The organism is Sphingobacterium siyangense, from assembly GCF_023277505.1.
Lineage (GTDB): Bacteria > Bacteroidota > Bacteroidia > Sphingobacteriales > Sphingobacteriaceae > Sphingobacterium > Sphingobacterium siyangense.
Map to the genome: position 1 here is coordinate 5,455,134 of NZ_CP080574.1, position 15,203 is coordinate 5,470,336.

Annotated in this window: 11 protein-coding genes; 10 read left to right on the forward strand and 1 reads right to left on the reverse strand. The window is 42.1% G+C overall.

The genetic code is table 11. The features are described from left to right. Window positions 1-12 precede the first annotated feature (12 nt). From bioA to bioD, 5 genes are read left to right on the forward strand one after another with little or no spacing between them, the layout of a single operon-like run. The gene (bioA, locus tag K2F45_RS23035; protein WP_248932510.1) at window positions 13-1,314 is read left to right on the forward strand and encodes an adenosylmethionine--8-amino-7-oxononanoate transaminase; all 1,302 of its coding nucleotides are present in this window, start codon (window positions 13-15) and stop codon (window positions 1,312-1,314) included. Further along, a complete protein-coding gene (locus K2F45_RS23040) occupies window positions 1,311-2,471 on the forward strand; it encodes an 8-amino-7-oxononanoate synthase (RefSeq protein WP_248932511.1) in 1,161 nt (386 codons plus the stop codon). The genes bioA and K2F45_RS23040 overlap by 4 nt, the downstream gene beginning before the upstream one ends. Then, the gene (locus K2F45_RS23045; RefSeq protein WP_075994074.1) at window positions 2,468-3,166 is read left to right on the forward strand and encodes a DUF452 family protein; all 699 of its coding nucleotides are present in this window, start codon (window positions 2,468-2,470) and stop codon (window positions 3,164-3,166) included. Before K2F45_RS23040 ends, K2F45_RS23045 begins: the two co-directional genes overlap by 4 nt. A gap of 5 nt (window positions 3,167-3,171) precedes the next feature. Next, on the forward strand, window positions 3,172-3,930 hold the full coding sequence (gene bioC, locus K2F45_RS23050) for a malonyl-ACP O-methyltransferase BioC (RefSeq protein WP_248932512.1): 759 nt from the start codon (window positions 3,172-3,174) through the stop codon (window positions 3,928-3,930). Between the two features lie 47 nt (window positions 3,931-3,977). Next, window positions 3,978-4,610 (forward strand): dethiobiotin synthase, encoded by a 633-nt coding sequence (gene bioD, locus K2F45_RS23055; protein ID WP_075994075.1) that lies wholly within the window; start codon window positions 3,978-3,980, stop codon window positions 4,608-4,610. A gap of 94 nt (window positions 4,611-4,704) precedes the next feature. On the opposite strand, the gene K2F45_RS23060 is transcribed toward bioD, so the two are convergent. Continuing rightward, a complete protein-coding gene (locus tag K2F45_RS23060) occupies window positions 4,705-7,218 on the reverse strand; it encodes a phosphocholine-specific phospholipase C (protein WP_075994076.1) in 2,514 nt (837 codons plus the stop codon). Between the two features lie 160 nt (window positions 7,219-7,378). Between K2F45_RS23060 and K2F45_RS23065 the strand changes: the two genes are divergently transcribed. From K2F45_RS23065 to K2F45_RS23085, 5 genes are all read left to right on the forward strand, one after another. Continuing rightward, window positions 7,379-8,065 carry a response regulator transcription factor gene (locus K2F45_RS23065; protein WP_201667286.1) on the forward strand — a complete coding sequence of 229 codons (687 nt, stop codon included), beginning with the start codon at window positions 7,379-7,381 and terminating at the stop codon, window positions 8,063-8,065. Beyond that, window positions 8,062-9,441, forward strand: coding sequence for a HAMP domain-containing sensor histidine kinase (locus tag K2F45_RS23070; RefSeq protein ID WP_248932513.1), 1,380 nt, complete (start codon window positions 8,062-8,064; stop codon window positions 9,439-9,441). Before K2F45_RS23065 ends, K2F45_RS23070 begins: the two co-directional genes overlap by 4 nt. Before the next feature lie 177 nt (window positions 9,442-9,618). After that, window positions 9,619-10,953 carry a TolC family protein gene (locus K2F45_RS23075; protein WP_248932514.1) on the forward strand — a complete coding sequence of 445 codons (1,335 nt, stop codon included), beginning with the start codon at window positions 9,619-9,621 and terminating at the stop codon, window positions 10,951-10,953. Further along, the gene (locus tag K2F45_RS23080) at window positions 10,943-12,034 is read left to right on the forward strand and encodes an efflux RND transporter periplasmic adaptor subunit (protein ID WP_248932515.1); all 1,092 of its coding nucleotides are present in this window, start codon (window positions 10,943-10,945) and stop codon (window positions 12,032-12,034) included. Before K2F45_RS23075 ends, K2F45_RS23080 begins: the two co-directional genes overlap by 11 nt. A gap of 21 nt (window positions 12,035-12,055) precedes the next feature. Further along, window positions 12,056-15,163: an efflux RND transporter permease subunit gene (locus tag K2F45_RS23085; RefSeq protein ID WP_248932516.1), complete on the forward strand. Its 3,108-nt coding sequence runs from the start codon at window positions 12,056-12,058 to the stop codon at window positions 15,161-15,163. Window positions 15,164-15,203 lie beyond the last annotated feature (40 nt).

A 15,203-nucleotide genomic window follows, 5' to 3' on the forward strand; every position in this document is an offset into this window, starting at 1 on the left:
CGGCAGACCATCATGGAAAGAGAAGAAATCAATCAACACGACCTTATCGATGATTTTGATAAAGAGCATCTTTGGCATCCGTATACCACCATGACAAATCCCTTACCTGCCTACAAGGTTAAACGGGCAGATGGTTGTATAATCGAGTTGGAAAATGGACAGCAGCTTATAGATGGTATGTCCTCTTGGTGGTGCGCCATCCATGGCTACAATCACCCCGTCCTTAACGCTGCGGTCACAGCACAGCTCAGTAGCATGTCACACATGATGTTTGGTGGACTTACGCACGAACCAGCAATTGCTCTCGGTAAAATACTGCTTGACATCACCCCTACTCCACTCAACAAAATATTTTATGCCGACTCGGGTTCTGTTGCGGTAGAAGTTGCGCTTAAAATGGCTATTCAATACTGGGTATCACAAACAAAGACCAATAAAACAAACTTTGTCACGGTTCGTTCGGGGTACCATGGTGATACCTGGAACGCGATGTCGGTCTGTGATCCCATTACTGGCATGCACCGCATCTTTGACAATGCTTTACCCAAACGCTATTTTGCCCCTGCCCCAAAAATAGGGTTTGAGCAAGAATGGGATGCCAATGACATCCAACCCTTGGCAGACCTGATCTGCTCACACAAGGACGAATTGGCCGCTCTCATCCTTGAACCTATCGTCCAGGGAGCCGGTGGCATGCGTTTTTACCATCCGGAGTACTTGCGTCAGGCAGCACATCTCTGCAAAGAAAATCAACTTCTTTTAATCTTTGATGAAATTGCTACCGGGTTTGGGCGCACGGGTAAGCTCTTTGCCTGGGAGCATGCCGGAATAGTGCCCGATATCATGTGTATCGGCAAAGCCTTGACCGGTGGCTATATGACGCTATCCGCCGTGATCACCTCAGATCATGTTGCGAATACAATCTCCAACGGTACGCCAGGTACGTTTATGCACGGGCCAACTTTTATGGCAAACCCCTTGGCTTGCGCAGTAGCCCACGCTTCCATCAAATTACTATTGGCAACGGACTGGAAAGCGAAAGTAACGTTAATCGAAGAACAATTGAGACGGGAACTTAGCGCTGCAACAGCGCTGCCCCAAGTCGAGGAGCTCAGAATTCTAGGTGCAATTGCAGTCATCGAGATGAAAAACTCCGTCGATCTCTCCAGCATACAACAGCGGTTTATCGAAGAGGGAATTTGGGTAAGGCCATTCGGAAAACTGATTTATATCATGCCCCCTTTTATCATAAATGAAGGTGAGCTTCATAAGTTAACACAGGCATTGCTAGCCGTAATCAGCACAGTCCAATGATTGAAAACAGTCTAATCCAGCGCATTGAAGATGAATTATTTACCCTTGAAAAACATGGAAATAAACGAAAACTTCTCCTTATCACACAACAGGATAACACAGCACAAGAGCATGTTAAAGAGCGTTACAATCTCTCGTCCAACGATTATCTTGGACTTGCGACAGATCAGATACTTCGTCAAGAATTCCTAAACTCAGTGACAAAGGATAATGCTGTATTCAGCGCTTCCTCTTCGCGTCTACTCACAGGAAACCATGCACGCTATACGCAATTGGAAACAATGTTGTGCCGAATGTTCGGTACGGAGAGTGCATTGGTCTTTAACAGCGGCTATCATATGAATGTAGGCATACTTCCTGCAGTTTGTGATACACAGACATTAATTCTCGCCGATAAGGGTGTCCACGCAAGCCTAATTGATGGTATCCGACTATCCAATGCAACCTGCTACAGGTACCGGCATTCCGATTATACGCACTTAACGCAATTATTGACAAAATATGCCCATCGCTTCACATGCATCATCATCGTTACAGAAAGTATTTTTAGCATGGATGGTGATTGCACGGACCTCAACTATCTGATCAGTCTAAAACAACGTTTCCCCAATACCTTACTTTATGTCGATGAAGCTCACGCCGTAGGCGTACGCGGAATACAGGGACTTGGCTGCGCAGAAGAACAGCAATGTATTGCCGATATTGATTTCCTGACAGGCACCTTCGGAAAAGCTTTAGCATCGGTTGGTGGCTACCTGCTATGTAAGGAACCAATCCGAAATTATTTGATCAATAAGGCACGTACGCTACTTTTTACAACAGCGCTGCCACCAATCAATCTATTATGGACTGTGTTTGTTTTGGAACGCTTAAGTGACTTTACAGACCGGCGCCAACAGCTGCACAAAAATAGCCTATTGCTCAAACAGCAAATAATTGCCAAAGGCTTTAATTGTCCGTCAGAGAGTCATATTTTACCGGTCATTATCGGTAATAACAAGGAAACGGTACTGAAAGCAGAAGACCTGCAGCGAAAGGGATTTTACGTGCTTCCCATACGCCCGCCCACGGTACCAGAAGGAACATCAAGAATCCGAATTTCATTGACAGCAACAATGACATCGTCCATGATCGAACAACTTGCAGCAAGCTTATGATACTTAAAAGAATCGCTCCTAAAAGAGTCACTCCGATCGATAATTTGCCAGGGCAGCATCTTCAGCCAAAATCCAACGAAAAACTACTGTTATTCTTTGCAGGCTGGGGCATGGATGAACATCCTTTTTTGCACTATTCCCCATTCGGCAAAGATCTTATTGTTGCCCATAGCTATACGGATTTACTGTTGGACAAAAGTCTACTGGCAGGCTACCAGGAAATTGAGATTTTCGCCTGGTCTATGGGAGTATGGGCGGCATCAATGGTACTGCCCGAACTTCAAAACAGCAATTACCCCATCAGCACATGTACTGCAATCAATGGAACACCATTTCCAATAGATGACGAAAAAGGAATTCCTAGCCAGTTATTTAAAGGAACATTGGATACACTGAGCAATAAAACGTTAGAAAAATTCAGGTTACGCATGTGTGGTTCCAAGACCCTTTTCAACTACTTTCTTGAAAGAGCCCCCCAACGCAACATCGAAGACCTCCGTTCAGAGCTCATCGCGATTGAAAAAACAGCTGGTGCAAAATCAGCAGCGGCATTCCAATGGCATCAGATATATATAGGCAAAGAAGATCGAATCTTCAACTTAGAGAATCAAAAACGCGCCTGGCCCGGTACTGCATATACGATAATCGATGCTACTCATTATCCCGAACAATTATTTAAGCACCTTTTAAGATGATCATCATGATGGACAAACAAAGGATTAGGTCCCGTTTCGCTAAAGCGGCATCTAACTATCAGTCGGCAGCGATCGCTCAATACGAAATAGCAAAAAAAATGATCAGGTTGATGCAGGAGAACATACAGCTAAGACCGCAAAAAGTATTGGAAATTGGCTGCGGAACAGGTTTTTTTTCGCGGTTAATCCTACAGCATATCAAACCAAAAAAAATGGTTTTAAATGATATCTGTCCAGAAATGATGCCTGAAGTAATGGATATCTTGACATCGTCGCACACGTTCATCTGTGCTGATGCAGAAACTTATGCTTTCCCCAAAGACATCAATCTAATCGCGTCCTGTTCTACGATTCAGTGGTTCAACAATCCTCGCGCTTTCTTTGAAAGCTGCTATGGATCCCTTCCGGATTCCGGTATCCTTGCCTTCAGCACTTTTGGACATGACAATATGCACGAGATCAATGCAACGGCACATGTTGGACTAACATATCGATCTAAATCGGAACTTATCGCAGAACTTTTAGCGTTGAATTATAAGATCCTCGTTGCACAAGAAGAACATTTAAAACTACACTTTGAAAGCCCACTACAAGTTCTTGTTCACCTGAAACAAACCGGGGTAACGGGAATAAAAAATCACCGGTGGACAAAAGGCACACTTCGGGCTTTCTGTGATAAGTATACATCGCACTATGGGACAGAAGAGGGCGTTTCCCTAACCTACCATCCCATCTATATTATTGCAATAAAAAGCAACAGCTGAGCACTTCAATTACAAACAGTCGAACAACCTACAAAAGAAATACAGCAATGAATGAAAATATCTATTTTGTTTCCGGCATAGATACCGGGATAGGAAAAAGTTATGCAACTGGCCTCCTCGCGAAACAATGGAATACAAGCGGTATACGCACCATTACCCAAAAGCTTGTACAAACTGGAAATACAACTATTTCCGAAGACATCGTCCTCCATCGCCAACTCATGGAAATCCCATTAACGGCAGAAGATCATCAGAAAATCACGATGCCAGAGATTTTCACCTACCCCGCCTCCCCCCATCTAGCAGCACGCCTGGATAATCGTGAAATTGACTTTAAAAAGATCAGACAAGCTAGCATAACATTAAGCCAACGCTACGACGCTGTACTTATTGAGGGTGCAGGTGGGTTGATGGTTCCACTAAGAGAAGATTATCTGATTATCGATTACATCCAAGAAATGCAGTATCCGCTTATTTTTGTCACCTCCGGAAAATTAGGGAGTATCAATCATACCTTACTTAGTCTGGAAGCGATCACCAAGCGCAGGATCAATCTACATACCGTTGTTTACAATACATTCCCTGTTCATAAAGACCGCACGATAAGTACTGATACGGAGTTGTATCTTCGTCGTTATATAGAAACAAACTATCCGGAGACCTTATTTGTTTGCTTGTAAATAAGGTCAAGCTGTTACTATTGATAGATATATAGTAACAGCAGGGAACCCATTCAATAAGAATTGACCGCCATCCCTGCTGAAACAGTACAGATTATGCTAATAATGGATCAGTTGTACACTCAACACCTGTTTCCAATCGCCCTGCGAGCTGAATGACGAAGCTGCTGTCTCCCTTGATTCGTACAGCAATATCATACCAATTTCCTTGACTTTCAACATCCAGGATCAATGGAACTTCTTCGGCGGGAGCTATTTCTTTCGTTATGGCATATTTTCCATAGCTAAGGCTCTCGACAACTACCGTTACCCGCTGGTCACTCTTGTTGCTGAGTCTCAACTGCAATTTCCCTGTCGCTGCCTGAGTTAGCGCTTTCAGTTCCGGAGAAACGGTAGCCTCTAGTGCTGCTGTTCCTTTTTGTCCAGAAAATTTTCGATAAAAACCATTTGGACCGTGCAATTCAAACGCATAGCGATCTCCTTCAAATCGTGCCAGGTCCCACTGATATGCCAAACGATCACCGGCCTTCACCGCAAAATTCCAATTACGGTAAGTTTCACTTTGCCCCTGTTCATCACGATATTCCAACGGACTATAAACGTTGAAGGCTGTACCTGCGGTCCTTTTTCCGAAAAACTTGCTGTCTACAGTCATCGTTAGATGAAACACTCCGTCTTTCACAAAGCCCACCGCATCATGCGCATAAGGCAATGGCAAAGATTTACGAATCCCCCGCTCCTGTATTCGGTCAAATCCCGGAATCCATCCGTTTTTAGTCGCGAGATCAGGATCTTTGACCTCAACAAAGCCTCGCGGATCATCTTTGAACTGCGCATTGTATATCGTTTCGATATACTGATTCCTATCAAGAAAAGGGAGTTGTTCCTTTTGCTGAGTAAAAGGTGTAAAAGCGGTTGTCAAATCACCACAGATTGTTCTACGCCATGCACTGATGTTTTCCAAATGCATATTCTTGTTCAGCTTTTTGTTAAAGAAAGATTCCAAAAATTGCAAAGTAGACGTATGATCAAATACCTGAGAGCAGACCTTACCACCTCGTGACCAAGGCGACGCAATATACATGGGAACACGAAAACCTAGGCCCACAGCCCCTTCGCGTGCCTGTTTTTTAGGAATCCCCTGTTTTAGCTCATTTTCTAAACGAACCATCTCCACCTCCGTATCGATCCCAGGAGAACATGCCCCTGTATCTTTCTTCTTTAAATCAGGTACAAGGAAAGGTTTAACATGATCATAGTAACCATCGTTTTCATCATAGGTAATGATAAAAATAGTTTTTTTCCAAACCTCAGGGTTCTTTGTTAAGATATCTAAAACTTCAGATACATACCAAGCTCCATACCAGGGCGCACTCGGGTGGTCCGAGAAATTCTGTGGGCCGGCCAACCAGGATACCTCAGGCAATTTACCAGTATCAACGTCTTTGCGAAATTGATAAAGAATATCGCCTTTTGGGACTTCCAGCGCAGCTTTTTTCCCCTGTGCCTTAAAATGTAACGTATCAAGCGACCTGTAATTGTTGTCCCCTTTGTTTACCGTAAACGCCCGCTCATTTAATGATTTCGTAAAATCACTTAGCTTTTTATAATTGTTTGGATTGAATTCCTTTAGTTCGGTCTCCGCTCGCTCAAGTGCCTCACTTTTTTTGCGAACATCAGCGCGTATCTTTTCGGCTTGTTCTTCGGAAGAAGGAGACTTCTCTTCCAACTTGGAAATCTGCATGGGCAAATCCCGAACCTGTGTTTCTAGGCTTTTGATATAGTTCTCCTTAAATTTAACTTGATAAGCCTGAAAAAACTCCAGCAGATTACACCCAAAATTGGATAGCCATGCCCTTTCCTGTCCAGAAAACCCGCCGCCACAGCTTGTCTCATTTTGATAAAAACGCCAGTTAATGCCATTCTTTTCAAGCAATTCCGGAAAAGTTTCCCAGGTCATTTTACCATAGCCAAAGTCATCATTCCGAATATTCGCTTTTTGCAGACCATCTTTCATCTCTGTAATCTTACCCGTCCAGAAAAAGGAACGGTTAGGCGTAGTGCTGGTCATGCCCGAGCAAAAATTCTGATCACATACTGTAAAAGCATCCGCTAAGGCATAATGAAAGGGCAAATCTTCACGTGTAAAATACCCCAATGTTAAGGGCATAGCCGCATATTGTTTATTCCCTGATTGCTTCGATAACAGCCAATGATCGTAACGACCTTGGTTAAAGGCATCCACCTGGCTTGCACGACTATGTGGAAGAGAACCCATCCAGGTCACTTTACTTTCCTTCAGGTTTAATCGGAAAGGAGCATACGTTTTTCCCTCTTTATCCGTTTGATACCATACGGGTAAACCGTTCGGTAAACGTATCGAACGTGGATCATTGAAACCCCGAACTCCCGAAAGACTACCTAGCGTATGATCAAAGGATCGGTTCTCCTGCATCAGGATGACGATGTGTTCGGCATCTAAAAAACTACTTCCTGGGTCAGGGTCTATGGCAAAGGCTTTCTGGATCGATGCAGGCATGAAGCTGGCAATACCTGCTGCTCCTGAAAATAGTAGGGTCTTTCGTAGGAATTCTCTTCTGGTTTCCATAACACTTATTTATAATTTCGATTTGAATCTACTTAGATTTCTTTTTGTTTCATATTTCTTCGTGTAAATCTTATGTTACCAAATTAAGTACGAAGAAAACATCGCCTTGATTGGATGACAAAAATTTGTTTATTTTTACGAAAAGACAACAGATATAAATATGGTGGACATTTTGCTGCTCGAAGACGACAAGGTACTCTCTAAAGAGATCCGATCTTTTCTATTAAGCCAGGGCTTTACCTGTGATCAAGCCTTTGATGGAATCGATTTTTTGGCCAAAACACACCAGAAGAAATATGGTTTTTATCTATTGGACATCAATGTCCCCAAAATCAATGGATTGGAAATCTGTAAAAAGATAAGAAGCCATGACGCCTTTACACCAATTATTATTCTCTCGGCATACGATGATATAGATGATAAAAAGGAGGCATTTCTACGGGCTGCTGATGACTATTTGGTTAAACCTTTCGTCTTAGATGAATTGCTGATGCGCATCTATTCCCTATTGCGTCGGCAACAGCATAGCGAAAGCAATGAAACAAAAACACTGGTAGTCGATGATCTGATCATTTATCCTGATGAGGCCCGTGTATTACGTGCAAATGAAGAAATTAATCTTACTCAAAAGGAATTTCAGCTGCTGCTTATCTTAGCACAGGCAAAGGGCCGCACCCTGTCCAAGCAACATATATCGGAGGAAGTATGGCAAAATCAATTTCAGACAACACAGAATACAATTGAAGTTTATATCAACTTTTTGCGTAAGAAGATTGATAAAAACTTTGAGAATAAACTGATCCATACAAGACCTGGCTTTGGTTATTACCTATCGGCAGAAAAATGAATTTAAAGAAGAAAATAGCGATTAGCTTTAGCATTGCATTCTCCGTCCTTTTCGGTATGGCGATGTTGATTATCTACTATGCTAGTTTCGATTTTCGGAAAGATCAATTTCGCCAGCGACTGATTGATAAATTGGACAATATTTCCCATTATATCGCCAGTAACCCCTATTTCAACCGCCAGTCTTACAAAAACTATTTTCACGATGACGAAGATGGCCTTTTCTATGAAGATGTTATCATCCTTGACAAAAACAAACAGCTCGTCTTCAGTACCGTAAAGGATCAGACCATTACCTGGAATGCCTCGATTGTCAACCGGCTAAATCAGGAAAAACAGATCTTCTACAATCAGGACCAATATGAAACGCTGGCTAAATATTATCGCATCAACGGTTTACCTTATTATATTATCGTAAAAGCACAGGATTACTCCGGAAATGAAAAAATGGACCATCTAGCGCTCGTCCTAACGATATTATTTGTCCTGAGCGCTGTTCTGGTCTGGATATTTAGTTATAAACTCATCCAGCGCCTATTGATCCCACTCGATAAATTAAAAGATAATATCACGCAGATTAATGCCAGTAAACTTACCAAACCTGTCGAGTATACCGGTCATACCGATGAGATTGCTGTACTAACCCGAGCATTTAATACCATGCTGCTGCGACTTTCGGCTGCTTTCGAATCGCAGAAAGAATTTAATTCCAGCGCCTCCCACGAGCTGCGAACACCGCTTGCCCGAATGTCCTTTCAGCTGGAGAACCTATATCATCAAAATCAGCTGAGTGAAGACGTAAAGCAGGTTTTACGTAACATATCCAAGGAAACCTTACATCTTTCGGAGGTAACCGATTCGCTGATGTTACTTTCAAAGTTCGACTCTGAGCGTTTGAAAATGACCTATAAGGAAGAGCGGATCGATGAAATTATCTTTATGGCCTATGAAAAAGTAGCCAAGGTATTCCCCGACCTGCAACTGGATTTTTCAATCGGTGGGATCGAAGATCCAAAACTTAGTATTTTCTGTTCCGCACAATTGATTGAAATTGCTTTTGTGAATTTATTTAAAAATGCTGCGCTCTACTCCGATACCAGGGAGGTAAAAGTGATAATTCTAGAATCAACCTTCGAACTCAAGGTACTTGTCAGTAATACTGGCCCGGCCTTGAGCACAATCGACCAAAAGCGGATTTTTGATGCATTCAGCCGCGGTGAAAACGCAAGTGAAACAACAGGATCAGGCTTAGGGCTACGTATCGTTCAGCGTATCATGCAATCGCATCAAGCAACGATAGCATATCAGGCAGATCTAAAACAATCTACGCATACTTTTGTATTACTATTTAAATTGTTCCCAAACAGGGAAATTTAGTTGCCTGATTAAGACAGATAATGTCAAGTCTCTTAGCTACAAGCACATATATTTACTATACCCATTCAAACCTATCCACCGATCTGAAAAAACATGCTTTTTTAAGCTTTTTTTAAGCATTTATTAAGGGGCTTTTAATATTCGACCAGTTATTTTGTTACATAAGATTTGAAACATATGACAAAGACAGCCCTCATATTTTTATTGCTTTTCAATAGCATGGCTTTTGCTCAACAAAAACCGCCACAAGCGGATTACGCGAGCATACCTGAAAGTACACTTGGGAATAAGCAAAGTGAGATCTTGGGACAACAGATGACCCTGCAGGAATGCGAAGAAGCCTTTATCAAAAGTAACCTCTCCTTGCTCGCGCAACAATATGACATCAGCCAAGCAGAGGCTGACGTCATACAAGCCAAAATATGGGATCTACCACAATTGCAGTTATCTGCCAATGCCTACGATCCACAGAACAAAAAAACATTTCATATTGGTCAATCCAAGGAAGCAAGCGTATCCCAATTGGTTTATCTCGGTGGAAAAAAGAAGAATGAAGTGGAATTTGCCAAATCAAATGTTGAACTTGCTAAGTTGCAGTTCAGTCAATTACTGGCGAGCCTTCGCGCGCAACTGCGTACAACCTTCTACTCCCTCTACTTTGAGCAACATAAGTTGGCAGATATTAAAATTCAGTTGGATTACCTAAATAATCTGCTTGCAGCTTATAAAGAGCAAGGAAAAAAGGGGAACGTTTCTTTGAAAGATCAAGTTCGTCTTCAAACAATGGCCATCGATCTCAACAACGAAAAAACGACAGCGATCAATAATAGCATCAATCTACAGCAGCAATTACGTGTGCTTATTTCCAGTCAGGAAGATGTATTACCGAAGTTAACAGATCAAGAAGCAGATCAGGAACTTGCCGTAAAGCCAACCATGGCTTTGGACAAAATCTATCAATTGGCCTTGGAAAACAATGCCGATTATCAATTTGCCTTAAAGACTGCTGAAAGCTCTCAGTTATTTACAAAATGGCAACAGTCTTTAAATACACCTGATATTAACCTTGGCCTTTCCTACAGCCAGAATGGGGGTGTATTCCACAATGAAGTCAATGTTACAGCCGCCATTCCGATCCCCTTGTGGAAACAAAATAAAGGAAATGTTATCAAAGCGAAATACGCCGAAGAAGAGGCAAAGAAAAATATTGAAGTCCAACGGCAGCTGTTGGAGTCACAGATCCGTTCCAACTATCAGTCATGGGAAAATCAATATAATCAATATTTTACCATTACTCCAGACGACCTTCACAACATCGCTGTGGTCTATGATGGCATATTCAATAATTTTAAAAAAGGGAATATTTCTTTAGTTGAGTTCACTGATTTTATGGACAGCTATCGCATATCTATTCTTAAGTTATACGATATGAAAAAGGAAATTATTCTAAACGCCGAACAACTAAACTACCTGGCTCAAACTTCTATATTCAATTCAACTCATGTCAACTAAAAAACTTCTTATAGCCACTGTGGCAATAGTGCTACTTTACTCTTGCCAAAATCATAAAGAAACAGATAATGCAGCCATTGTCAAAGGTTTCGAAATTAGTGAGACGATGCTTAAATCGACAAGTTTTGCTACGGTAAAAAAAGAAAATGTGACCGAAGAACTCAACTTTTTTGGAAAGATATCGGCCGATCAAAACAATTACATTGATATTTTCCCACTCGTTGGAGGGAATGTTGTCTCCGTTAATGTTTCTTTGGGTGATTATGTCCATAAAGGTCAGGTATTGGCAACAATCAGAAGTACGGAAGTCGCTGGTATACAAAAGGATCTTTCGGATGCCAAAACCGATGTACTACTCGCAGAGAAAAACTACCGTGTAGCTGAAGATATGTATAACGGAAAATTGAGCACAGATAAAGACATGTTGGAAGCAAAAGGACAATTGACAAAAGCCAAAGAGCAGCTACGCCGTTCAGAAGCTGTAAGTCAGATTTACAATGTCCGTACAGGCAATATTTATTCGGTCGTATCTCCAATCGATGGTTACATCGTCCAAAAGAACATCAATAAGGACATGCAGTTGCGTAGTGACCGCAGCGACAACATCTTTGATGTGGCCAATACAAAAGATGTATGGGCAATTCTTAACGTCAACGAAACGGATATCGACAAGATTAGTATGGGCATGCCCGCTATGGTGTCTACCCTGAGCTACCCGGACAAAAAATTCCAGGGCAGTATCGATAAAATCTTTAAGATCATCGATCCGCAGACGAATTCAATGCAGGCACGGGTGGTGCTAGACAATAAGGATGGTTTACTTATTCCGGATAGTAAAGCGACCATTAAAGTATTGCATCGCTCCAATACGGAAGCGCTCGCAGTTCCTTCTGATGCGGTCATTTTCGATCAAAACAAATATTTCGTATTAATCTATAAATCCCAAAATGATATTAAGATTCGCGAAATATTGCCGATCAAACAAAACGAAGGAACAACCTACATGGCTACGGGACTACAGGAAGGTGAAAAAGTTGTTGTCAACAATAAACTTCTGATCTATAGAGCTCTGAATAATTAATCCGTCTTAGCATTTACACGAATGAACAAATTCATTAAAAATATCATTGCCTTTTCCATTAAAAATAAAGCATTTACCTTTATTTGGGTCGGTATTTTGGCTATTGCTGGTTTCATTAGCTTTAAAAGCATGCCTATTGAAGCATTTCCTGATGTAACCAATACACAAATAACCATCATTACCCAATGGAATGGAAGGAGTGCGGAGGAAGTCGAACGTTTTGTAACGACACCAATCGAACTAGGCATGAGTCCAGTTCAAAAGAGAACAAGTATACGGAGCACCACCATGTTTGGCCTTTCCATTGTTAAAATCATTTTTGATGATGGTGTAGACGACACTTTTGCCCGCAACCAGGTCAACAACCTCATGCGGTCTGTAAGTCTGCCAGACAATGTCGACCCTGAAGTGCAGCCCCCTTATGGCCCCACAGGAGAGATATTCCGTTATACATTACATAGCGATCAACGCAATTCACGCGACCTCCTTACTTTGCAGACTTGGGTCATTGACCGCGCTTTACGTGGTGTCCCTGGCGTAGCAGATATCAACGTTTTTGGTGGACAGGATTTGGTTTACGAAATCAGTACTGACCCTATCAAACTAGACAAATTTAATCTGACTCCGTTGCAGGTATTTGATGCTGTCAGCAAAAGTAACCTGAATGTCGGTGGAGATGTCATCGAAAAAAGTGGCCAGTCCTACGTCGTACGCGGTATTGGTTTGGTCAACTCAATCAATGATATCGAAAACATCACTGTAATCAACCAAAAGGGAAATCCGGTCTTTGTTAAAAATGTAGCCGAAGTAAGAGAAAGCGCGATGCCCCGCGTGGGCCAAGCCGGTTTTGGTAAAAATGATGATGTGGTAGCAGGAACCATCGTAATGCGGAAAGGCGAAAATCCAAGAGAGGTTTTAACTGCTGTAAAAGCGAAAATAGACGAGCTCAACAACAAAATCCTTCCCAAAGACGTCAAAATGCAAACCTTCTATGACCGTGACAATCTCATGGATTTCACGACCCATACCGTTATGCATAACTTGATTGAGGGTATTGTACTCGTCACCTTAATGGTATTGCTCTTTATGGCAGATTGGCGCACTACGGTCATCGTTTCCATTATCATACCGCTCGCATTACTTTTTGCCTTTCTATGTCTTAAACTAGCGGGCATGAGTGCCAACTTGCTTTCTCTGGGCGCAGTAGACTTTGGTATTATCATCGACGGTGCCGTCGTCATGGTTGAAGGGATATTTGTCATGCTGGATCACCAAGCCCATAAGCTGGGCATGGAGAAATTCAACAAAATGGCCAAAGCCGGCTGGATCAAACAGACAGGAACAGGCTTGGGAAAAGCAATCTTTTTCTCCAAGCTAATTATCATCACCTCATTGATGCCTATATTCTCCTTCCAAAAAGTAGAAGGAAAAATGTTCTCTCCACTGGCCTTTACCCTGGGTTTTGCTTTACTGGGTGCATTACTATTTACCTTGACACTCGTTCCGGCTTTATCGCATATTCTGCTCAATAAAAATGTGAAAGAAAGACACAATCCATTTGTTGAATTCTGGAATAAAATTGTCGCCAAGGGTTTTGGATTTACATTCCGAAACAAGCGTCTGAGTATGATCGTTGCAATTACTTTACTAGCTGCAGTCTTATTTTCTGCAAAATTTTTAGGAACTGAATTTTTACCGACATTAAATGAAGGATCTCTTTGGGTTACTGCCGAAATGCCCATGAGCACTTCTTTACGTGAATCGGTTAAAACTACCAAACTGTTAAAGAGTACTTTGGAAACCTTTCCTGAGGTCACCGGTGTACTGTCGCAAACAGGACGGAGCAACGATGGTACCGACCCCAATGGCTTTGGCTTTGTTCAGTTTGCGGTGGCCCTAAAACCTAAAGAAGAATGGACACGTAAAATCACCATGGATCAACTGATCGAAGAGATGGACCATAAACTCAAACAATTTCAGGGTATTACCTATAACTATTCACAGCCTATTTCGGATAATGTTGCCGAAGCCGTTGCCGGTTTCAAGGCCGAAAACGGCATCAAGATCTTTGGCGATAACCTCGCAACCTTAGACCGCCTGGCGAAAGAAGTTTATGCACAGGTCAAAGGTATTCAAGGCATTAAAGAACCCGGTATTATTCTCAATATTGGTCAGCCCGAAGTGAGTGTGGTATTGGATCGGACCCGTATGGCAGCCTTCAACGTTCTACCGGCAGATGCACAGGCGGTACTCGAAATGGCCTTCGGCGGAAAGACCGCTTCCATTTTGTACGATGGTGAACGCAAATTTAACATTCGCCTACGCTATGCACCCGAATATCGGAAAACAGAAAAAGATATTGCACAGCTGATGGTTCCATGTGGTGATGGTACATTAATTCCTTTGAAAAGTATCGCGACCATTGAAAAAGATAATGGTGCTGCTTTTATCTATCGCGACAACATCAAACGCTATATCGGCATCAAATTTTCCATCCGCGACCGTGACTTAGGAAGCACCATTGCTGAAGCACAACAAAAAGTAAGTAAAATTAAGCTTCCGGAAGGATATTCCATTGGCTGGACTGGACAATTTGAAAATCAGCAACGTGCTACACATCGTTTAGCACAGGTGGTACCAATCAGTTTGATCGTCATCTTCTTCCTATTGTTTATTCTATTCGGGAATATCAAGGATTCGCTGCTCGTATTGGCCAACGTTCCTTTTGCGCTTATCGGTGGAATTATTGCCTTACACGTTACAGGTATGAATTTTGGAATTTCGGCTGGCGTAGGTATGATTGCATTATTCGGGATATGTATCCAGAATGGGGTTATCCTGATCTCGGAATTCCATCAGAACAAGAAGGAAGGTCTACCCAATGACCAATCAATTTATAAAGGTGTAAAATCGCGAACACGACCTGTGGTCATGACAGCTCTAATGGCTTCCATCGGACTACTGCCGGCTGCATTATCGACCGGTATAGGTTCGGAATCACAAAAACCTTTGGCGATCGTCATCATTGGCGGACTAATCTCAGCGACGATATTGACGTTGTTGGTATTTCCAATCATCTATGATATCTTCAACAGAAAAGAAAAGGTACAACAAACAATTGCTGAATAATGTTGTCCATATTTTATATACGATATACTTAGACCATTAA

Bases quoted from the DNA above. Each gene is read 5' to 3' on its own strand.
- bioA (WP_248932510.1), top strand. From the start codon at position 13: ATGGAAAGAGAAGAAATCAATCAACACGACCTTATCGATGATTTTGAT.
- K2F45_RS23040 (WP_248932511.1), top strand. From the start codon at position 1,311: ATGATTGAAAACAGTCTAATCCAGCGCATTGAAGATGAATTATTTACC.
- K2F45_RS23045 (WP_075994074.1), top strand. From the start codon at position 2,468: ATGATACTTAAAAGAATCGCTCCTAAAAGAGTCACTCCGATCGATAAT.
- bioC (WP_248932512.1), top strand. From the start codon at position 3,172: ATGATGGACAAACAAAGGATTAGGTCCCGTTTCGCTAAAGCGGCATCT.
- bioD (WP_075994075.1), top strand. From the start codon at position 3,978: ATGAATGAAAATATCTATTTTGTTTCCGGCATAGATACCGGGATAGGA.
- K2F45_RS23060 (WP_075994076.1), bottom strand. From the start codon at position 7,218: ATGGAAACCAGAAGAGAATTCCTACGAAAGACCCTACTATTTTCAGGA.
- K2F45_RS23065 (WP_201667286.1), top strand. From the start codon at position 7,379: ATGGTGGACATTTTGCTGCTCGAAGACGACAAGGTACTCTCTAAAGAG.
- K2F45_RS23070 (WP_248932513.1), top strand. From the start codon at position 8,062: ATGAATTTAAAGAAGAAAATAGCGATTAGCTTTAGCATTGCATTCTCC.
- K2F45_RS23075 (WP_248932514.1), top strand. From the start codon at position 9,619: ATGACAAAGACAGCCCTCATATTTTTATTGCTTTTCAATAGCATGGCT.
- K2F45_RS23080 (WP_248932515.1), top strand. From the start codon at position 10,943: ATGTCAACTAAAAAACTTCTTATAGCCACTGTGGCAATAGTGCTACTT.
- K2F45_RS23085 (WP_248932516.1), top strand. From the start codon at position 12,056: ATGAACAAATTCATTAAAAATATCATTGCCTTTTCCATTAAAAATAAA.